Below are 21,392 nucleotides of genomic sequence, written 5' to 3'. Positions count from 1 at the left end.
CACCTATCCCCTAAAGAATTTAGGGAACAAGTGGTTTAGGTGTTTTGATTGGTGTCCCGTTTTCGGGGGTCACTTCACTTCATAATGAGCGGTGTTTTTCTATGCTTTTTGTAATTGTAATTCTTCACGTTCCATTATTCTTCTTAATACAATTGTTTGTGTCATTGTAAATAAGTTACCTGTTATCCAGTACAACACAAGACCCGATGGTGCCGCAAATCCCATAAATAAAATCATTGCCGGCATCATAATTTGCTGCATTTTCAGCATCTGTACTTGTTCTCCAGCTGTAATATTAGACTGGAAAACCTTCATCTGAATAAATGTCGTTAACGCTGCAATAATCGGTAATATATGATAAGGATCTGCATGTCCTAAGTTCACCCATAAAAACGAAGATGTGCGAATCTCCTCTGTTCGGCTAATGGCATAATACAAAGCAGAGAAAATCGGCATTTGTATAAAGATTGGCCAGCAACCAGCAAGTGGATTCCAACCGCCTGATTTCATTAGTTCTGACATTTCTTTTTGATACTGTTTTTGTTTTTCAAGATCTTTACTTACATCACCGTATTTTTTCTTTAACTTCTGCAATTCAGGTTGCATTTTCTTCATTTTCGCTTGGCTACGATATTGCGAAACAGCTAATGGAATCATTGCTGAACGAATAACGAGCGTCATAATAATGATAGCAATCCCGAAGCTAGCTCCCGGTATATGATGAGCAACAAATTGAATCATAAACGAGATTGGATATACAAAATAATGATCCCAAATTCCCGTACTATGTGCATCAATTGGGGCTGCATTACTGCAACCAGATAAAACAAAAACAAGTAATAATGATAAACTAACGAGCGCAGTTCGGTATGATTTTAACATGTTCATTCCTCCAATGTTTCGTAATTATTTAGCGAAACATTGGTGTATACGGACCGACCTCGTCATTCTCTTCACTCGATTCTTGTCTGCGTACAGAACGAATCATTCCATATTTATAAAAAATCGAAAATAGCGGTACATTCCCCGCACTATCTTCACATGTATCAACTAACGCAAATGCTCTTTGTCTACCGCTTGATGCTTGCTGACGCACAAAGCGAGAAACGTTAGCAAGGAAGAAAACTTCTAATAAACAAAGTGCTGTCGTTACAAACGATATATATAGAATCGCATCCTGCAATAAAAATTCCATCGCTTCACATCCTTAATAAGGTCATTTTAGCACATTCGGCAAACATTCTCTATTTCCTTTTATCGTCAAAAAAAGTATTTTGCATATTTTCTCAAGAAAACAATAATTAAGAAACATTGTATTCGCTTTCTTTAGTATATTCACACACATCAATGAATAGGCTTGATTTATTAGAAATTTATAAAATTTTTGCATTATAATAAAACTATTGCCAGTTTTTGAAAAAACCTTTATTCTCTTCTTGTAATCAAAAATGAATATGGAGATGAAACATACTATGGGTCAACTAGGAGACGCCGATTACGTTCCCGACACCGCCTTTTTATCCTTCCCAGCAGCTAAAACATTTCACTTAGAATTTATCATACAGTTGGTTGTTATTTTCGTAGCTTCTATTTTGTATGCAATTTCTATGAATATGTTCTTTATCCCGCATAACATGATTAGCGGTGGATTCGCTGGAGTAGGGATGATTATCGGTTATTTAATGCACTACAATATTGGTGCACTTATCTTTTTACTAAACATTCCTCTTCTTATTTTAAGTCACTTTTACTTAGGCAAGAAGACAACCTTTTTAACAGCGTACTTTGTAGCTGTATCATCATTAGCGATGAACATTATCCCTGTACACCAAGTTTCAGACGATATTTTACTATCTTCTGTATTCGGCGGTGTAATCTGCGGAGCAGCTTCAGGAATCATATTCCGATTTGCTTCTTCAACAGGTGGATTTGATGTCGTTGGATTGATTGTAGCGAAATATCGCGATGTTTCAATTGGAGCAATCATATTTGTATTCAACTTAATCTTACTTGTTGTAGCAGGATTTATTTTCGGATGGGATATTACACTTTATACGTTAATTAGTCGATTTGTAGTCAGCAAAGTGATTGATGCTGTGCATACGAAACATATTAAATTGACGATAATGACAATTACAGAAAAAGGCGAGGAAATAAAAAGCGCCCTACTACATCACGGCATACGTGGCGTGACGATGGTAGATGCTGTCGGCGGCTATACAAACCATAAGAAAAAAATGATTTACACTGTCGTGACTCGCTATGAGTTAGGCGAAATGAAACGTATTATCCGTCAAGTGGATAACAAAGCATTTATGAATATTACTGAAACAGTTGAAATTGTCGGCCGTTTCAAACGTATATAAAAAAGCGCAAGGAATGGTATTTCCTTGCGCTTTTTATTTTTTACACTTATTACAAAATCAGATAATTCTATTATTATGCCTCTAAATATGTTATAATGAAAACAGACTCACAAAAAAAGAGTATATAGACTTGGAAGTTTCTCTTATTTTACAAGCAAAAAGAAACGAGCAGTCGGGTATATTTCAGACATCATACACGTAACGGTTTAAAAAACCGATCACTCTTCAATAATCTTTTTATAAAAAGATACGTACAACTAAAACTCACTTCAATATACTATACCTACCTTTTTGACTTCCAAATCATCTTATTACATAAGGAGATGAACATATGAATCAATATATACGATATACAATAGCTGTCCTGTTTGCTATTATCGGCGGAACAATCTGCTTCTGGACAAACACTCAGCTTGGAGAGAATATCATTTTTAATGGAATCGAAACACTTGTAAGCGCTTCAATTTTAGGTGGATACATTTTCTTCCTCTTTAATCCAGAAGAAAATGCGCAAAAAACAATGTTATTAACAATGATCGGAATCGTTGGCGGATGTATTTCCTACTCAATGACTAACTATACATTACCACTTCAATTAAGCTCAGCTTTCTTCCACGGTCTATGGACTTGGTTCATTGCATTCTGTCTAGCTGATGTATTCAACCTATTACAAGACAACGAAGAAGAAAACGGTCGCCAAATTGAAAGTAACTCGTAAGCTGGAAGGGATTCTTCCAGCTTTTTTTATGTTGGTTTGCATACCACGGCATCACAATAAAAAGAAGTTACCCTCACGGCAACTTCTTTCCCATATACCCCATCCAGTATCAACCGGATTATATCAGCGATTTTTCAAATATATCGACGATTTCTCCACTTATATCAGCGATTTTTTCATTATATCGACGGTTCGACACAGGATATCGACTTACCGACATTTTTCGACAATCAATTTTCATCTATATACCTCCGCTCGGAATCCGAAACGAAACGTGTGCCCCGCCTCTCACCTCACTATTTTCTACCTGAGTTTTACCACCATGCTTCTCAACAATTGTCTTAGCAATATATAACCCGAGTCCAAAATGCTCCTTGCTTCCTGAACGCGACTGATCTCCCTGATAAAAACGTTGTAATACTTTTTTCAAATCTCCTTCTTGAAACCCAGGCCCTGAATCATATACATGAAACTCTATTGCGTCATGCCAAGCACATACTTTCAAAAGCATCTTCCCTGACACCGGAGTAAATCGAACTGCATTCATTACGATGTTGTCCATTACTTGACTGATTCGCTCTTGATCAAATACTAAGCTTTGTATATCCTCATTATTTTCAAAGATGACATCCCAATCAATTTCTTTTTTTCTAGCTATGCATTCGTATTCTTCTAGTTTTTTAAGAAAGAATGGATTTATATGTACTTTATTTAAACGTAATTGAAATGAGAAACTCTCTAGCTCATTTACTATTTGGAACTCCTCAAGAAGCTTTGTCATTCTGTTTGTGTTTCTTTCAATCGTTTGTAAATACCGATGTAACAAATCTTCATTTTTCCATAAACCACTTTGCAAACCTTCTGTATGACCTTGCACAATCGTTAATGGCGTTTTTAAATCGTGAGAAATAGCTCTAATATATTCTCTCCTTTCTTCTTCTAACTCCCATTGTCGTGACAAACTAGTAGCTAGCGCTGCACGCATATTTTCAAACGAACTGACTAATTCACCAATTTCATTTTTCGCGTTGTACTCTAAATGAAAATTTAAATCCTGCTCTTGAATTCTTTTTGAGGCCTCTGATAGTTCAACTAGTGGTTTCTTTATTCTTTTTCCCATTCGATTTGAAATAATGTAGGACAAAATTGTAATGTATATAAAGGGTGAAGCTAAAAATAAGATTACAAAAAAGGAATCAACTGCCGAAGCAGTAGATATTGTTAAATGATAATTAAACCCTATCGCTCCTTGTAAATCTCCATTCCTATCTACTAAAGGCAGATATGTCGTAACTTCATTATCATCTTCTTCACCATAAATATTTGTATTAATAACACTCGAAATCGGTCTCTCATTTGTTATTAATTTCTTGTTATATGTACCATAAGAAATATCTCCTTGCCTATTAACAATTTGATATTTAATTCCCTCTTTAGGGACAATTTTCTCTAATCCATTTCGCTCTTTCTCATTTAACAATAGTATGCCTTTATCTTTTACATATTCTTTTATCATAGGTATTTTCTGTTCATAATAATTCGCAGGAAATACTTTCCCATTCTTCGTTAGCCAATACCAACCACTAGCCGCTGTTAAAACCGTTAGTATTAAACTACCAAGTAGAACTATTAAGAAGCCAGCTACTAGCTGTTGTTTAATCCTTAACCTTTGCATCAATTCTGTACACTCCACTTATATCCAATTCCCCATACCGTTTGAATATATGTATTTTCTCTGTCATATACACTAAGCTTTGTTCTAATTTTCTTTATATGCTCAACTACAGTAGAGACATCACTTTCACTATCATATCCCCAAATCTTTTCAAACAGCTGCTCTTTCGTCAAAACTTGACCAGCATGAAGTGCTAACATTTTCACAACTTCATACTCTTTTTTTGTAAAATGAATTTTTTCTTTCCCAGTCATTATTTCGTAGTTTTGCAAATCTATTAATATACTTCCATAGCGTAGAAATTCCTTTTGATCCACCATTCTTAAATCTGTCGTACGGCGCAAATTGGCAACAATTCTCGCTTTCAACTCTTTTAAACTAAATGGCTTACTAATATAATCGTCTCCACCAATCAATAAACCTTCTATCCGAGACCGTTCACTACTATCCGCACTTAAAAATAAGATTGGGCATGCATAAGACTCTCTCATCTTCTCGCAAACTTTAAACCCATTCATATCTGGCAACATAACGTCTAAAATAATGAGATCCACGCTATTATCTAATTTCTTCAAAGCTTCTTCACCACTTAATGCACTTCTTACTTCATACCCTTCCATGACAAGACTATCTTCAATAAATGTAAGAATATCTGGTTCATCGTCTACAAGTAGTATTTTGCTCGTCACGGCAAGTCCCCCCTAATTAAATATATCTTTTTTACACCAACTAAACATAGCCGCTATTGCACATCCTCCTAAAATTGTACCATTTATCAGGTAAAATGTTCCTTTCCCCTCACTTAATATTCTTAGAATTGATCCACTTCCAATTACAAAATAACTTAATTCTTCATTCACATATAAACTTGCTACTAATAAACCAACTATTACAAAATACGTAATGATAGCGTTTTGAAACCATAGACTTACAAAACTACTCAACATTGTTAAAGCACTTGCTATAAACCATAGTATTAAATAATATTTTACAGTATATAAAATAGAAGCATTCGCACTATAAATGACTTGTTTATCTAAAAAGAATGTCTCTTCTGCACGCCTTATAAAAAATGTTCCATATATATAACTCTCAATGAATGCCATTAACAAAAACAAACTTACAATGCTCATTTGAGCAATCCATTTCGCCAATAATAATTCCCATCTACCTACGGGACGAATCATAACAAGCCGATACGCACCAGATGAAATTTCACTATTAAAACTATCAATAAATAAGATTGGAAAAATTAATAAGAATAACGTAAAATACCATTCTCTTGTAACTGCGACAGGAAAGTTTAAATTACTTAAGATTACTTCTGTTCCTTTTGTATCATAAATAGCAACTCCAAAAGTATGAACCCATACGCTATGCAAAATAAGTAGCAGCCCAAAAATAGCTATTAATGCTTTCGTCTTTTTTCTATTAAAAATCCGTTCAAATTCACTTATAAGTATTTGTCTCATTCTTCACACCTCACACAAAATTATCTTCTTTCCCTATCCAATAAACTGTTACAGTATTACAAACAACAATGTATAGTAGTAAAACTACAGATCCAAAAAGAATCATTCTTGAGCTACCAGATAAAGATATAGCAATTCCTTCATGTTGCAATTTAATTAAAGAAGAATAATTAATATAAAGAAAAGTCGGGGATTGGCCTATCACTAACGCCATCGCTGGGTATCCAAAGGAAAATATAATGAATCCCATACCGAGAAGAGTCGCACTTGTTGTCGATTTACTTATAACCGACAGCATAATTAATATGCTAGCCATTGCTACTAAAGTAAGATAAGCAATTCCGTAATAAGAAATACAGTATAAGAACACGCCAAGTGCATTCGTTTTTTCCGTATGATAAAACAAAAGAATATTCGGTTCATGCTCAAAGAAAATATAGCCAATACAATAACTGCAAATAAAATAAACACTTATAAATAGCAAACTTACCGCTACTATCGTAATTATTTTTGCAATCAGAACCTCCGAATATGTATATGATCTTTGGATTACCATCCTAATTTGACCGCTATGATACTCTTGAGCAAACACAAGAACAATTAAAACGAGTAAAACAAGATTACATATACTCATAAGCATTTCAGATAATGCAAGGACGGGGAACGAATTCGTATATGTATAATCAACCGCTATCCTTTCGACCTCTTGATTATGTTTTAAATAGTACTTAGCAGCCCCAAGTAACATCACTGGTATCATCAAAAAACAAAGCCATGTTACTTTCTTCGCCCAAAGCCGCTCCCATTCCGAGCGTACTAACATCATCATGAGCTCATCATCTCCACGAAAATATCTTCTAATTCTTTATTCCTTCCTTGCAATTCTTCCGTCGTTCCCCGCCATATTAATGATCCTTCTCGAATCATGACCCATGAATCACACATAAGCTCCAATTCACGAATTAAATGGCTAGAAATGAAAAAAGTAATGCCCTTCTCACGCTGTAAGTCGAGTACAATTTTACGAAGCTGCTTAATTCCAACTGGATCTAATCCATTAGACGGTTCATCCAAAATGATAAAATCTGGATTCCCAAGAAGCGCCTGTGCAATACCTAAACGCTGCTTCATCCCTAACGAATACGTACCAACTTTATCGTCAGCACGATTTTCTAAACCGACGATTTCTAATACTTGCTGCACTTTATTTTCAAGAACTTCTCCACCAGTACGTAACGTAATCCTCCCTAGATTCCGCAAATTTTTTCGTCCTGACATATAAGGGAAAAAAATTGGAGCCTCTACAATTGCGCCTACATGCTGAAGAGCTTCTTTCCGATTTTTTTGTACGCTAATACCATTAACTAATATCTCTCCTTCATTTGGTCGAATTAACCCCATAATTGTTCGAATAAGAGTTGTCTTCCCAGAACCATTTGGCCCAACAAAACCACAAATCTCATTTTTATAAACAGAAAAAGACATATGACTTAGCAACGTTCTCCCCTTCACCTTTTTCGTCACATCTCTTACTTCTAAAACCGCTTTTTTCATCTCTACCGCCTCCTTACTCTAAGAATAGAAGGTAAAAATAAACAATTTATAAACAAATAAAAAGAAGTTACCCTCACGGCAACTTCTTTCCCATATACCCCATCCAGTATCAATCGGATTATATCAGCGATTTTTCAAATATATCGACGATTTCTCCACTTATATCAGCGATTTTTTCATTATATCGACGGTTCGACACAGGATATCGACTTACCGACATTTTTCGACAATTAAGACGCTCAACATACCCTATCCCCCAAGCAATTTACTGCCGAACTCTACGATTAAAAAGATAATTAATAGGATCGCGAGTATTTTTAATGCTACATATGCCACTTTAAAAACAACATAAATGAGCAAGACGATTAAAATAATCGTTAAAATTTCCATCTAGAATTCCTCCAAGCTTTGCTCTTCACATCTTATTTTACTCGCCCCACACTTTTTATGGAACGGCATAAGACGACATAGAAAAAAGAGGATACCTCACCCATCGTAAGATACCCTCTTCTTTAGCTGCTCAAACCATTCTCTCTCTAATTGTAAATATCCCATTTCACTCTTCTCAGCGCTCTTCAATTCTTTATCGGCTTTCTTCATATAAGTACGGGACGCTTCCATATCACCCTCTAAATATTTAACAATCGCTTGTGTACGATAATATCCATGTAAGTCTATTTTTGTAATAGCCTTCCCATGTTCCTTCGCTTCTTGCAAAGAAAGACGATCCATCTCATAAAGAGCTTTATATAAAAGATACCAACTATGAAAACTACTAACGAAAAACTTATTTTCTTTCGTTGCAGGTAGTTGAACAATTGTTTCCACATACGGTATCGCTCTTTCCATTCCTTCTTGATCAGCTCTAGCATAAAAAACGAGCATAAGTCCGCTCATTATATCTCTTATACTTTTATCCTCTTTTAATTTTTCCTCACTAAGCTCTATTAATCTCTCATCCCAATCTTTCGGCCTTTTATAACTAAATAATTCACTCGATACTTGAATGTTATATAAATGCTGCTTAGCCTTTTCATCATCTTTAATTAAAATAAGAAATTGCATGCCATCACTCAAAAACGTTCCTTTTATCGGTACGATTGTAGTTGCAAAAATCACAAAGTGTAAAACAGAAAAATATAAAAGATATTGATAATAACTCACCATGTATATGTAACCGGAAGTAATACCAAATAATAAACTCGTAATCGGTCCACCTAAAGTCATCCACGCCCATTTTTTTGAAAGATTCGGTGTCTCTATAGAAGGAGGCACTAACATCGCCACGCCTCCAAAGTACATCCACAATTTATTTTCTCGAATGCGTACTTTCCCCTTCTCTTTTTGAAAAGTAATCGGCCCTACTGTCATAAATTTAAAATTCAAACCACCTATTAAACCAACTACTACATGTCCTAGCTCATGAATGGCTAACACTAACAATGCAATTCCAACTATTGCCCATAGGTTCAAAATTACTTCTAATTTCCCAGTTCGGATTACTCCGTATAAAATGGACAGAATTAGCGCCACTGTCATTGAGCCAGCTGGCCTTCTTAAAATATCCACCTTTTTCTCCCCTTAATAAATCATTTTTCTATGCATTTCGTACATGAATTTTCCAAGATGCAATATCCAAATAAATGAGATTAAGCCAATTAATACAAAGTTGATATCACTAGCCACCGTATATATAACGGCAGCCCACCATACATATGCCAATATTGTATTCGTAAATTCATATGCTTTATATCCAGCCTCATGCACAATATGTTTTAATCCTTCATCTGCGTTTTTCGTCCACATTTTCATAGATTCCATATATGTTACACCTTGTTCAGGATATAGCTTATTATAACGATTTTTTGTTATGAGCCCACTAATCACTACAATAGTTAAACAAACGATAGAAGCTACTAAATTCCACACTGCAAATGAAACATTTGTATCCTGCAACAGTGCACGTCTACATGCAATAACTGCATATACAAACCATGCTTGCGTAACTATATCACCTATACGTAAATACATAATTACAATTCCTAATTTTCTACCTTGTACACTCTCTTCTTCATCACGTGCCTCCGCTAACATACGTGTATTCTTCCAAGTGTAATACATCATTACCATTCCAAAAAGAGTACATACCCCTATTAATATATTGGGTGATAATTTTCTCGGTTCATCCGAGAGTAAATCTAAAGCTATATAAGATGCAAAAAAGCCACCTACCATACTTAATATGAGTTTGCAAAAATTTAAAAATTGTTTTCCAAATTTACTCTTCACCATCATCTTCCCCCTCCACCAACATAAATATTTCCTCCACCGGTACGTTGAAAATTTGTGCAATTTTTAACGACAATACGATAGATGGTGCATAATCCCCGCGCTCAATTAAACTAATCGTTTGCCGCGATGATCCAATCGCTTTCCCTAAATCCCCTTGTGATAAACGATGCTTTGCCCGCAATTCTCTCACTCGATTTTGAAGCTTCATGTCTTCCCTCTTTTTCATTTATTTAATCAAATTGTAAATAATACCCTTATTTTTGTCAATTATAATTGTCATTTTGACGTTAATAATTGACAATTATAACCTATGGGATTTTAAACTGATAAACAAACAAAAGCTTATTAAAATAAAAAAGGCAGTGCATCTGCACTGCCTTCCTAAATTCTGACATAGAATGGATTCCATATTAACTTGCGTTTTGTAAGAATGCTCGTTTTAACTGTTTGCGGAAACGAACTCCTAACGTAATTGCTACAATCGCAATCACTCCAAAAATAATTTTACCAATGTGACCTTCTAGCGCTCCAAAAATATCATGTAAGTTTCCACCTAACCAGTAACCACCGATTAAGAAGAATGATACCCAAAATAGAGCACCTGAGTAAATTGTAATTGCAAAACGGCGGAATGGTAAGTTAATAATTCCTGCAAAGTATCCTGTAAAGTGACGTACACCAGGAATAAAGAAACCGATAAAAATCAAGAAGTATCCATACTTATCAAACCACATTCTTGTTAAGTCGATTTTTCTTTGTGTTAAAAATACGTATTTCCCATACTTTTGAACAAAGGGCATTCCTAATTTATTTCCTAAAAAGTATTGGATTGTCATTCCTACACTTGTCCCAATAAAGGATAGGATAATTAAAATCGGTAAACTTAAATCACCCTTATGTGCTAAAAATCCCGCATATGCTAACGTTGGCTCTCCCGGAAACGGAAGTGCAATATATTCTAACAGCAAACCAACAAGTACAACATAGTACCCGTATTGCTGAAATAATTCATGAATCCATTCCATGTCATCTCTCCTTTCAATCACGTGCAACTTCTTACTAATATTGTATAAAAAAATTGTCGAAATAACTATCACAATAGCTTACATTTTTATTACATTTTTGTAAGGCTCTCACTAAACTTTTACGTTCATTATGTACTCTCATTTTAAAACAATTTAACAAGTATACACTGCGAAAAATCAGGACCTTAATATGCACTTTTTATCCATTTTTTAACACTTAAAAATCGTTATATTTTGTTCTTAATAAAAAACCACTACAAACTCATACTAACTTCATATTAGCTTCATATACGTATTGTAAGATTATATCGGAATTTGTTTAAAAATTTAACCAATATATGACTAAACATTAATTTGAATAAATATTAATCGCTTTTCGAAATTGAAAAAAGGGTGAATAAAAAATGGAAGCTTATAAAATGCACGATTTTATTAATACAAATGTTGAATCTCACCAAAATGAAACCGTTTTTAATTTGCACATATGTGAAACAAATGAATTTGACGTAAGTTTAACAAAGTCTACAACACTGTCTTTTATCGTTTCAAAAAAGAACATTAAGATTGTTACGAAAAAATGGATTAATTCAAATCAAGAAAGCATGATTGGCAAAAGCTACATCATTCCAACGAAAGCTTTTCACTACTTCTTACCAATTATTTCTGAAACTGAAGATGAATTAAATATTCAAATTCAAAGTTTTGGACTACATGGCGAACTTTTATTAAATGAAAGATTACTTATTGATAAAAACAACAAACACAATGCCAAAATTACTACCTTCTTTGAAACATTAGATGAAAATGTAAATAAAGTATTACGAGGATTGCAAATTCATTGTATGTAAGACTACTACAATAGTAAAAAGGAGAACATAATGAAAAAACTATTATTAAGCGCACTATTATCATTAGGATTTTTAACTATTCCATTCACAAATGCTGAGGCAGCTGCAACAAATGATCAGCTTATCGTGAATACACAGTTAAATAAAATGGATTATTATCAAAACGGAAAATTCATAAAAAGTTTTACTGTCGCTACTGGAAAGGCAGCTACTCCTACACCTAAAGGTACTTTTCAAATCGTAAATAAAATTAAAAATCGTCCTTATTACACAGGCAAAATTAAAGGCGGCGATCCGCGCAATCCACTTGGTGACCGTTGGCTCGGACTAAACATGGCAGGAACTTACGGAACAACTTATGCGATTCATGGTACGAACAATAATCAGGCAATTGGTAAGTGGACAACATTAGGTTGTATTCGTATGTATAACAATGATATACACTGGTTATTTGAGCGTATTCCCCAGCAAGCTACTGTCACTGTAAAATAACCTCAAAGCGCGATTTACGTGTAGCCAAGAATTTTATGTCTTGGCTTATTTTATTTCTTCATTTACAGTAGCAAAACAACTGTATTTACATATATAATAGGAATAGATTGTGTTAGGTAACATCCAAACATTGATAAACATGGATATTAAAATTATACAGTTATAATATTTTATAAATTTTATAATACATACTATAATAGAATTACTGTAATTCTTAAATATTCAGTTTCACTAAACAACTCCCCTTGCTACTTTCATGATTATTTTATGGCAGGGGCTTATTATATGTATAAACAATCTGAGTCATCGAAAAAATGATGAATTCGAATATTGCAGTTAAAAGCGTTATTTAGGAGGTGTTACTATGACGCATATACTGGTGATTGAAGACAACCCAGATATACAAGAACTAATTCGTGAATTTCTAATGGCACAAAACTTTACTGTTGATGTCGTTGGTGCTGGAACAGAAGGTATACTTCTTTTCCAAAAAAATTCATACGATCTTGTCCTCCTTGATGTGATGTTACCAGATATAGATGGCTATAGTATTTGTAAAATTATGCGAGGACAATCTGATGTACCAATCATTATGTTAACAGGCTTACATAATGAAGAAAGTGAAATTAAAGGATTTGAATTAGGTATTGATGACTATATTACGAAACCGTTCCATTACACCGTATTTATTAAACGTGTAGAAGCTGTATTAAGAAGGGCAGCAACGAAGGAAGCCGAAGCTGCGACTATACTACAATTCCATGAATTGATGTTAAATTCTACAGCATACGCCGCTTATGTTCATGGTAATCAAATTGAATTGACAACAAAAGAATTTGAAATTATTTATACTTTACTGCAAAATCGAGGAAAAGTATTATCAAGAAGTGATTTGTTGAATAAGGTATGGGGCTATGAACATTATGGTGATGTAAGAGTTATAGATACACACATTAAAAACTTACGAAAAAAATTAGGAATTCCTTATATTAAAACGGTGAAAGGCATTGGCTACAAAATCGAATCGTAGCAAAGACAACATCACCAAAAATATTTTCATCAAAACCTTATTATTTTGTATTCTTTTATCACTTTGTCTTTATCAAGTTATTTACTTCTTAGCTTCAAACTACGATAAAGAACGTTTTGCGAAAGAAAATGGAACGCATACTACAGAACAAGCGGATTCAGATAAACAAAACGACCAAAGTAAAACGAATCAAAATAAAGCTGTATCACAGGGGGACATGTTTAATTTCCAATCTGCTATTATAGATTATAATTCTCTCTCTACAGCTATCAATCACCTTTTGCAGCCTAGCCAAACTGCAAAAGCAAAAGAACATACTCAAAATATTTCGGGGAAAAATAGCGCTTCTGCTCCACTTACAGAAACGGAAAAGCAAGTCGCTACTAATGATGCCTTACATAAACAAAATGCAGCAAGTAAAGCAAATGATGCACAAGATAATCCAAAATTAACAGATGTCCTGCAGCAATTAGCTCCACATATTGGCGCAACAATGCTTGCACTCTCTCTGCTTGGATCTTTAATTTATGCAAAACTAATTGCTAAACCTTTTCAATATATGAGTGATGCTTTAAAAGATATTATGAATCTTGATTTCTCAGATAAAAAGCTACTCAACAAAAATACTGATCAAACAGATTTTAATTTACAAGTAGCTGCTTCACAAATACCAAATATAGTGAAGAATTTGCATGCGAGCAATCAAGATTTAAGAAATGAACTCAAAAAGGAGCAACAATTAGAACAATCCCGTAAAGAATTTATGTCTATGGTTTCCCATGAATTAAAAACACCAATCGCAGCCGTTATGGGACAACTAGATGGCATGATTCACGGAATTGGAGCTTATAAAGATAGAGATAAATATTTAAAACGCTCCTATGAAATGATGCAAGACATTAACATATTAACGGAAAAAATGTCGGAATTATCCAAAATACAAAACCCTCAATTTAAACCTGATTTAAAAGTTATCTCATTAACTAATATTATTGAGGACGTTATGAAGAAAGTAGATTATTTCGTATCTGTAAAGCAGTTAAATGTTCAATCTAACATTAAACAAGATGTACAAGTTTTAGCTGATCCCAAATTTATTCAAACTGCCATTTTTAACATTATTTCAAATGCAATTCATTATACAATTGACCATCAGCATGTATATATAAAGCTTTATGAAAAGCCAAACGGTTACGCATTAGAAGTATTAAATACAGGTTCACAAATAGATGAGGATAAACTTGCCCATTTATTTGAGCCATTCTATCGCGCAAACCCTGACAAACACGGCTTAGTACAAGGTAGTGGTCTTGGGTTATACATTGTAAAACAAATACTAGATAAACATCAATTTCCTTATGGTATACAAAACACGCCTCAAGGTGTAAAATGTTCTATTGTATTCCCAAAAGCAATGTAAAAACCTACTACAATTTCATATCCCAAATTCATACTTCGTATGAGTGGCGGAATTTTGTAGAGTATATGACTCTGTTTCGTTCGCCCGTTATCCTTATTTGGATAGCGGGCGTTTTTTATTATGTAAAAGGAGGATTTTCATGGAGAAATTTAAGTATTCATTACTCGTTTTATTCGGAGCTTGTAGCTACGGCGTACTTTCAACTATTTTCAAACTCGGATTCATTGATGGATTTTCAGCCCATCAACTATTAGGAGGTCAATATGTCTTCGGATGGATCGGTCTTCTTCTGCTCGTTCTTTTCGTTTCACGTCATAAAGTAACAAAAAAGCAATTCTTTTCCTTACTAACAGTTGGCACAACGATGAGTATGACCGGTATCTTCTACGCTATTTCGGTAGAAGAACTACCAGCATCTATCGCTGTCGTCCTACTTTTCCAGTTCACATGGATTGGTGTCGTTATTGAAGCCATTGCAAATTGAACATTTCCAAGTCGTGAGAAAGTTATATCTATCATTATTTTATTTACTGGTACATTGTTTGCAGGCGGTGTCTTTGAAGGCCTCAGACAAAACTTTTCCACAAAAGGTATGATCTTTGGTCTATTAGCCGCTGTCTCTTTTTCATTCTATGTTTTTGCAAGTGGGCGTGTTGCTACAGAAGTTCCGCCTTATACGAAAAGCTTTCTTATGACAACAAGCGCTACTCTTATCGTATGTCTATTCTTCCCGCCAACCTTTTTAACAGACGGTGCTTTGCAAGATGGCCTATGGAAATATGCTTTCTTCCTCGGGTTGTTCGGCGTTGTCGTACCTGTCATTTGTTTTTCAATTGGCGTACCGAAAGTAGGAACAGGACTTGGTACAATACTAGGAGCAGCTGAATTACCAACGGCCATTATCGCTTCTATTACACTTGTACATGAAGTCGTAACGTTCATGCAGTGGATTGGGATCATCTTTATACTACTTGGAATTTTTACTCCTCAGCTACTTACCGCTAGGAAAGAAAAGAAACATAGTAGCGTGCATAGTGCATGAAAATAGAAACTTGCATATAAATGTAAATACAGTTACAATGTGGTATAATTTCAAATCTATTTGGAGGTATAAATGACTATTTTAAGCGTAGCCTTTTTTGCCATTATGTGTATCTTCTTCCTAATAAGATATATGAAAGAAAAGAAATTTTACGATGTGCTCCTCATTCCCATTTGCATATATGCTGGGGCAGTCAAAACCCCTTTGGTGGAGTACTTAAACTTTAATACCACATTCAAAATAACATATGATATTGCAGCTATTATTCTCGTAATCCTTGCTGTGCTGTTCTTCTTAAAGGATAAGAAAGAGAATCCTACTGCATAACAAAAGACCTTTCATATATTTGAAAGGTCTTTTTCTCTATCTCACTTTACTGCTCCATATAACTTCTCTATCTCACACTCAATTTGTTTTACATCAATCCGTTCAAATAGTGGCTGTACACTATCAATTCTATTCGGCAACGTGGTTTGAGGCTCCCAATTTCGGTTCACAATCGATAATGTGTTTCTAACTCTTTCACTTGAAAATGGTAAAAACGGTTCAAGGAGATTTACAAAATTAGCGATGAGATACACACAATTATAAATCGTTTCTTCGCATGAAACTGGATCATCTTCCCTTTGTTTCCAAGGCTGCCTCTCATCAAAGTATTTATTTGCAAAACGTACTGCATCAAATATTGATTCTAGCGCCACCTTAAATTTAGTTTGCTCAATCGCCTCTCCTACATGTTTATATAATCCTTCTATTTTATCTTTCAGCTCTACATCAATACTTCCCTTCGGCACGATACCACCATAGTACTTTTCAATAAATTTTAATGTTCGGTTCACAAAGTTTCCGTATGCACCTAACAATTCACTATTATGACTGTAAATAAATTCCCGCCATGAAAAGTCAGTGTCACGATTTTCTGGTGCGTTCACTGTTAAAAAGTAACGAATAGAATCCGGATCATAGCGTTCTAATATATCAGGCACCCATATTGCCCAGTTTTTACTTGTAGATAATTTTCTTTTTTCCACTGTTAAATATTCATTCGAAACGATATGACGAGGAATTGCCCCTTCTCCTATTCCAAGCAATACCGCTGGCCAAATGATAGAATGAAACGGAATATTATCCTTTCCGTGCACATAATATGTTTTCGCTTCTCTATCCCAAAACTCTTGATCATCTTTCCCTGTTTTTTCAGCCCAATGTTTACTCGCCGAATAATATCCTGTCACTGCTTCAATCCATACGTAAATTTTCTTATCTTCATACCCTTCTACTGGAATTGGTACCCCAATTGGTAAATCACGTGATACAGCCCTATCTAGTAACCCTTCCTTTACGTATCTTTCTGTTAGCTGAATTGCATTGTCGCGCCATGTTCCTGTTTGTTTTGCTGTTTCTACAGCCACTTTGATTTGCTCCTGAAATGTATGCAATGCGAAATAGAAATGCTCTGTTTCCTGTACGGATGGTGTACTACCACATAACTTACATTTCTTTTCTAACAAATCGAGTGGATCTAAAATAGCTGAACACGCATCACATTGATCTCCTCTTGCTGCTTCATGACAATGCGGACATATTCCTTCTACATAACGATCAGGTAAAAACTGCGTACACGTTTCGCAATATGCTTGTTCCACTGTTTTTTTATAAATATGGCCTTCTTCTAATAAACGTAAAAAAACTTTTTGAACCGTTTTATGATGGTGCTCACTATCTGTACGTGTATAGCAATCATACGTAAAACCAAGGTTACGAAAACATCGCTGGAACTCTTCATGATACTGATCAGCAATGTCCTTCGCCGTCATACCTTCTTGTTTTGCCCGAATTGCAATTGGTGTTCCATTACAATCACTTCCCGAAACATACAACACATTCTCACCTTTTGCCCGATAATAACGTGCTAAAATATCTCCAGGTAACAAACTCGCAATATGTCCAAGATGTAACGAACCATTTGCATACGGCCAAGCGCCTCCAATAAAAATACTCATCTTACATTCCTCCTTTAAAATATAAAAAGCCCCGCCCTTATCTAAAAAAAGATAAGGGCGGGGCTGTATAAACAGTCGCGGTACCACCTTATTTCGCCAATTACTCACATAATTAGCCTTAACAAGTACGGAGCTATATGCTCTTATACTGTGGTTTTGATAACGAGTACCAACTCTCGTCGCCGCCTACTATTATCATTTCATAAGTTCAGGACGAAGCTCAAAGGCCATTGTTCAAATGAATATTCTTGCTTCTTCTCAGCTACCGAAGCTCTCTGGACAGAATGATTTCATTCTACTTTTCCTTTTCAACGCTTTTACGTATAACAAGTATTGTACGACTTAATAACAGAAAAATCAAACTTTTATCCAAAAAAAAAAGGAAATCCCATCCTCCCGCCGAATACCTATACGTTCACAAAAGGAGTGATACGATTGAATCAAAAACAACTAAGCGCGCGGAATGAAAAAAGCTGGAATGCAGCTGCTTATGAAGCTTGGACGAATCGCCACGGGGCGCCAGCAGATTATGCAAAAAAGCTTATGGAAGATCCCATGCGCGAGGTAGATCACTATTTACCTTACATACAATCTCCAAAAGGAAAACGTATTATTAATTTACTCGGGTCAAAAGGAAATAAAGCTGTTGCTCTCGCTCTTTTAGGAGCTGACGTAACGGTTGTTGATATTTCAGCAAGTAATGCAAAATATGCAAATGAACTTGCGGACGCAGCAGGTGTCTCTATTCAGTATGTCGTTTCTGATGTATTACATGTGCAACTATCAGAGTCATTCGATATCGTATTGCTGGAACTTGGTGTACTCCATTACTTTCTCGATTTAAAACCGCTTTTTCAAAAAATTGCTACCTTGCTTAAGCAAGATGGAATGCTTATCCTTCGTGACTATCATCCTGTTTACACGAAATTATTAGGAGTCGACCACCCATCATTTCAGGCCAATGGAAATTATTTTGATGAAGAATTGATTGAAGATGATGTTGCTTATAGCATTCTTCTTACAGAAGCACAGAAAGAATCGCTACCTAAAACAACTATCCGTCGCTGGACGCTAGGAGAAATCATTACAACGCTCGCGGAAGCACATTTTAAAATTGAAAAACTAGTTGAAGAACACGGGCCACATCAAAGATGGGTCTTCCCTCCTACTGCACCGGAAGGAATGGAAGAACGTGTGCCAGGCCTATATACATTAATTGCAACAGCATGCAAAAAAGGATCCCTTCACGGATAGGATCCTTTTTGCATGCTCACGCATATAAGTTGAGGTTGGACATTACCATAATTCTGTAGAATAGGACACAAGATATTTCAACATTTCGTCTCTGACTTACGTCGTCAAAAAGGGGTATGACCAACATAACGAAGAGTAATGTTATCAGTTGATACTGATAATCGTTATCAACTGATTAGAAGTATACATGATGTTTTTTCAAATTACAATAGCATTTCTAATTTTTATTTATGAATTTTTTGATATACAAATGTATACATTTTAAGAACATTTACTCATACTGATTTGCTATCTTCCATTATCTGCTATAATTTTCATTGAACAGATTAATAACTTCATAATAATGTTTTTATTAACTCTGTATTAACATTTATAAATCATAATAAATAGTTTTTAAAAGGTAGGGGTAACGATGAAATATGTTAGCATTCGAAAAAAACTACTGTTCACACTCTTAAGTATTTGTTCCTTATTTAGCATTGCTCTTATTGTTATTCTTTCATTCGCCATGAATCAAGCAAATGAAGTCGAAACCTTAAAAAATGATGTATCCAAAAGAGCAACCATTTTAAAAGAACGTGGCGATTGGTTCCAAGCACAAGTTGCTGGTTTACAAGAATATTTACTGTCACATGATCAAAAAGGATTGGATAAATTCAACCGAGAAGGAAAAAAACTAGCTGATACGAGAGAAAAAGTAACTAGTGATAAAAAACTTTCGGAAGGAATGAAAGAAGCCATTTTAATGGGTGGAAAATGGCGAAGCGTCATAGATAATGAAGTCCTCCCTCTCGCTCGCGAAGGAAAATGGGACGAAGCATCCAAAATCGCTTTAGCTCAAACCGATTATGTAAACGACCTTTTAAGTCGTTTTACGAAATATGCAAATGAAGAAAATGATAAACGTGACGCATTAATTGCTGACGTAGAATCTTCTTCATCTCTTATTCAATATATTATTTTCTTCTCACTTATTACATGTACAGTAACATCTATTTTATTAGCATGGTGGTTCTCTGGTAAACTCGTTAAACCGATACGACAAATTGATGAGAAATTAAAAGAATTAGCTTCTCAAGATGGTGATTTAACTGCTAGGCTGCACGTAACGAGTAAAGATGAAATCGGTGATATCGCCAATTCCTTTAATCAAATGCTCGCTAACTTACAACGTATCATACAACAAGTGCAACAAACATCAACAAGTGTAAAAGAAGCATCTGAAAATGTGTTTATTGAAACAACTGCTTCTATGGAAAATACAGCAAAAACGCAAGAAACTATGAATGCTCTTGAGCATAATATTCGTTCACAAGTCTCCAGCATCGAAGAAAGTTCAACTGCAATGGACGATATGGCAACGAGTGTTCAACGTATTGCAGAATCCGCCTCTTCTGTTGCTAGCCTAACTGTTACTACTTCAGAAAAAGCTGATAGTGGGAATAAAGTCATTGAGAAATCTATTACACAAATGCATACCATTAATGAAGCTGTGAACGCTACATCACAAGTAGTGGAACGACTCATTACACATACAAATCATATTGATACTGCACTTCAATCTATTTCTAATATCGCGGAACAAACGAATTTACTTGCTTTAAATGCTTCCATTGAAGCGGCTCGTGCTGGTGAACATGGAAAAGGCTTCGCTGTTGTTGCCGATGAAGTACGAAAGCTTGCTGAACAATCTCAGCTAGCAGCAACTGATATTAACCATTTACTTCATCAAATTCAAGCAGATACAAAAATAGCAAATGAAATGATGACGCAAGGTCAGTCAGAGGCTTCTGAAGGCATTACAGTCATTCGTACTGCAGGATCTTCATTCTCAGAAATTGTTAACCACATTAACAAAGTCTCTACACAAATGCAGGAGGTGTCTGCAACTGCTGAAGAAATGGCCGCAAGTTCTGAAGAAATGAATGCAGCTTTAAATAACATCGCTTCTATTTCAAGTGAAGTTGCCGCCGAAACATCACAAACAGCAACTTCAGCTGGTGACCAAGTAAACAAAATGAGTGTCGTTGCTAAAAAAGCATCTGAAATGAAAACGACCGTACAAGAACTTGAAGTTCTCGTTTCTCATTTTAAAACAAATGCTTAAAGTGAAAAAAGAGAGATTTACTGGTATTATCCCCTTTAGGTAGACAGTAAAAAAAGAGTCCATCTGGTATGATGGACTCAATACTGTTTTATCT

At 35.0% G+C, this 21,392-nt stretch carries 23 protein-coding genes, 1 pseudogene and 1 other annotated feature; of the genes and pseudogenes, 10 read left to right on the top strand and 14 right to left on the bottom strand.

Annotated elements, in window-relative coordinates; genetic code table 11:
• Positions 1-99 precede the first annotated feature (99 nt).
• Together yidC and PDQ68_RS26930 are read right to left on the bottom strand one after the other, a co-directional pair.
• Complete coding sequence (gene yidC / locus PDQ68_RS26935; protein ID WP_000920550.1) at positions 100-882, bottom strand: membrane protein insertase YidC; 783 nt, start codon at positions 880-882, stop codon at positions 100-102.
• A gap of 28 nt (positions 883-910) precedes the next feature.
• Positions 911-1,195, bottom strand: a complete 285-nt coding sequence (locus tag PDQ68_RS26930) for a hypothetical protein (protein WP_000394930.1) — start codon at positions 1,193-1,195, stop codon at positions 911-913.
• Between the two features lie 277 nt (positions 1,196-1,472).
• Between PDQ68_RS26930 and PDQ68_RS26925 the strand changes: the two genes are divergently transcribed.
• Together PDQ68_RS26925 and PDQ68_RS26920 are read left to right on the top strand one after the other, a co-directional pair.
• Positions 1,473-2,366, top strand: coding sequence for a YitT family protein (locus tag PDQ68_RS26925; protein ID WP_000530037.1), 894 nt, complete (start codon positions 1,473-1,475; stop codon positions 2,364-2,366).
• Positions 2,367-2,697: 331 nt separating this feature from the next.
• Complete coding sequence (locus PDQ68_RS26920) at positions 2,698-3,084, top strand: DUF3938 domain-containing protein (RefSeq protein ID WP_001077770.1); 387 nt, start codon at positions 2,698-2,700, stop codon at positions 3,082-3,084.
• 118 nt (positions 3,085-3,202) lie between these two features.
• Here the strand turns inward: PDQ68_RS26920 and PDQ68_RS26915 are convergent, their stop codons facing one another.
• From PDQ68_RS26915 to PDQ68_RS26865, 11 genes are all read right to left on the bottom strand, one after another.
• A complete protein-coding gene (locus PDQ68_RS26915; protein ID WP_016718851.1) occupies positions 3,203-3,325 on the bottom strand; it encodes a hypothetical protein in 123 nt (40 codons plus the stop codon).
• Complete coding sequence (locus PDQ68_RS26910; protein WP_016718852.1) at positions 3,326-4,759, bottom strand: sensor histidine kinase; 1,434 nt, start codon at positions 4,757-4,759, stop codon at positions 3,326-3,328.
• Complete coding sequence (locus PDQ68_RS26905; RefSeq protein ID WP_016718853.1) at positions 4,759-5,448, bottom strand: response regulator transcription factor; 690 nt, start codon at positions 5,446-5,448, stop codon at positions 4,759-4,761. The genes PDQ68_RS26910 and PDQ68_RS26905 overlap by 1 nt, the downstream gene beginning before the upstream one ends.
• Positions 5,449-5,460: 12 nt before the next feature.
• The gene (locus tag PDQ68_RS26900) at positions 5,461-6,231 is read right to left on the bottom strand and encodes an ABC transporter permease (RefSeq protein ID WP_061182758.1); all 771 of its coding nucleotides are present in this window, start codon (positions 6,229-6,231) and stop codon (positions 5,461-5,463) included.
• A 10-nt stretch (positions 6,232-6,241) separates the two neighbouring features.
• Positions 6,242-7,060, bottom strand: coding sequence for an ABC-2 transporter permease (locus PDQ68_RS26895; RefSeq protein ID WP_270787113.1), 819 nt, complete (start codon positions 7,058-7,060; stop codon positions 6,242-6,244).
• Positions 7,057-7,785 (bottom strand): ABC transporter ATP-binding protein, encoded by a 729-nt coding sequence (locus PDQ68_RS26890; protein WP_000710432.1) that lies wholly within the window; start codon positions 7,783-7,785, stop codon positions 7,057-7,059. The genes PDQ68_RS26895 and PDQ68_RS26890 overlap by 4 nt, the downstream gene beginning before the upstream one ends.
• Before the next feature lie 249 nt (positions 7,786-8,034).
• On the bottom strand, positions 8,035-8,175 hold the full coding sequence (locus PDQ68_RS26885; RefSeq protein ID WP_000404784.1) for a DUF3985 family protein: 141 nt from the start codon (positions 8,173-8,175) through the stop codon (positions 8,035-8,037).
• Between the two features lie 96 nt (positions 8,176-8,271).
• Positions 8,272-9,324 (bottom strand): M50 family metallopeptidase, encoded by a 1,053-nt coding sequence (locus PDQ68_RS26880; RefSeq protein WP_061182761.1) that lies wholly within the window; start codon positions 9,322-9,324, stop codon positions 8,272-8,274.
• 42 nt (positions 9,325-9,366) lie between these two features.
• A complete protein-coding gene (locus tag PDQ68_RS26875; protein ID WP_016718857.1) occupies positions 9,367-10,077 on the bottom strand; it encodes a DUF3169 family protein in 711 nt (236 codons plus the stop codon).
• Positions 10,064-10,285: a helix-turn-helix transcriptional regulator gene (locus PDQ68_RS26870; RefSeq protein ID WP_000776164.1), complete on the bottom strand. Its 222-nt coding sequence runs from the start codon at positions 10,283-10,285 to the stop codon at positions 10,064-10,066. Before PDQ68_RS26870 ends, PDQ68_RS26875 begins: the two co-directional genes overlap by 14 nt.
• Before the next feature lie 202 nt (positions 10,286-10,487).
• Positions 10,488-11,102: a DedA family protein gene (locus PDQ68_RS26865; protein WP_000454756.1), complete on the bottom strand. Its 615-nt coding sequence runs from the start codon at positions 11,100-11,102 to the stop codon at positions 10,488-10,490.
• Positions 11,103-11,506: 404 nt separating this feature from the next.
• Here PDQ68_RS26865 and PDQ68_RS26860 point away from each other — a divergent pair, with 404 nt between their 5' ends.
• The 6 genes and pseudogenes from PDQ68_RS26860 (at position 11,507) to PDQ68_RS26835 (ending at position 16,261) form a co-directional block, all read left to right on the top strand.
• Complete coding sequence (locus PDQ68_RS26860) at positions 11,507-11,950, top strand: DUF3978 domain-containing protein (protein ID WP_000388750.1); 444 nt, start codon at positions 11,507-11,509, stop codon at positions 11,948-11,950.
• 30 nt (positions 11,951-11,980) lie between these two features.
• On the top strand, positions 11,981-12,442 hold the full coding sequence (locus PDQ68_RS26855) for a L,D-transpeptidase (RefSeq protein WP_000735048.1): 462 nt from the start codon (positions 11,981-11,983) through the stop codon (positions 12,440-12,442).
• A gap of 364 nt (positions 12,443-12,806) precedes the next feature.
• A complete protein-coding gene (locus PDQ68_RS26850; RefSeq protein WP_000148833.1) occupies positions 12,807-13,472 on the top strand; it encodes a response regulator transcription factor in 666 nt (221 codons plus the stop codon).
• Positions 13,450-14,892, top strand: a complete 1,443-nt coding sequence (locus PDQ68_RS26845; RefSeq protein ID WP_000201975.1) for a sensor histidine kinase — start codon at positions 13,450-13,452, stop codon at positions 14,890-14,892. The genes PDQ68_RS26850 and PDQ68_RS26845 overlap by 23 nt, the downstream gene beginning before the upstream one ends.
• Positions 14,893-15,031: 139 nt before the next feature.
• Positions 15,032-15,934, top strand: a pseudogene (locus PDQ68_RS26840) (EamA family transporter).
• 72 nt (positions 15,935-16,006) lie between these two features.
• Positions 16,007-16,261 (top strand): hypothetical protein, encoded by a 255-nt coding sequence (locus PDQ68_RS26835; RefSeq protein WP_000154154.1) that lies wholly within the window; start codon positions 16,007-16,009, stop codon positions 16,259-16,261.
• 41 nt (positions 16,262-16,302) lie between these two features.
• On the opposite strand, the gene metG is transcribed toward PDQ68_RS26835, so the two are convergent.
• Complete coding sequence (metG, locus tag PDQ68_RS26830) at positions 16,303-17,937, bottom strand: methionine--tRNA ligase (protein WP_016718858.1); 1,635 nt, start codon at positions 17,935-17,937, stop codon at positions 16,303-16,305.
• 50 nt (positions 17,938-17,987) lie between these two features.
• Positions 17,988-18,258 (bottom strand) — a binding site (T-box leader).
• Positions 18,259-18,372: 114 nt separating this feature from the next.
• Here metG and PDQ68_RS26825 point away from each other — a divergent pair.
• Both PDQ68_RS26825 and PDQ68_RS26820 read left to right on the top strand, forming a co-directional pair.
• Positions 18,373-19,191 (top strand): class I SAM-dependent methyltransferase, encoded by an 819-nt coding sequence (locus PDQ68_RS26825; protein WP_016718859.1) that lies wholly within the window; start codon positions 18,373-18,375, stop codon positions 19,189-19,191.
• Positions 19,192-19,603: 412 nt separating this feature from the next.
• Positions 19,604-21,298 carry a methyl-accepting chemotaxis protein gene (locus PDQ68_RS26820; protein ID WP_016718860.1) on the top strand — a complete coding sequence of 565 codons (1,695 nt, stop codon included), beginning with the start codon at positions 19,604-19,606 and terminating at the stop codon, positions 21,296-21,298.
• Positions 21,299-21,392: the final 94 nt, after the last annotated feature.

Source organism: Bacillus cereus group sp. Bc010, assembly GCF_027716745.1.
GTDB lineage: Bacteria > Bacillota > Bacilli > Bacillales > Bacillaceae_G > Bacillus_A > Bacillus_A pacificus.
The sequence above is the reverse complement of the archived record's forward strand: the minus strand, read 5'-3'. Positions and strand labels throughout refer to the sequence as shown.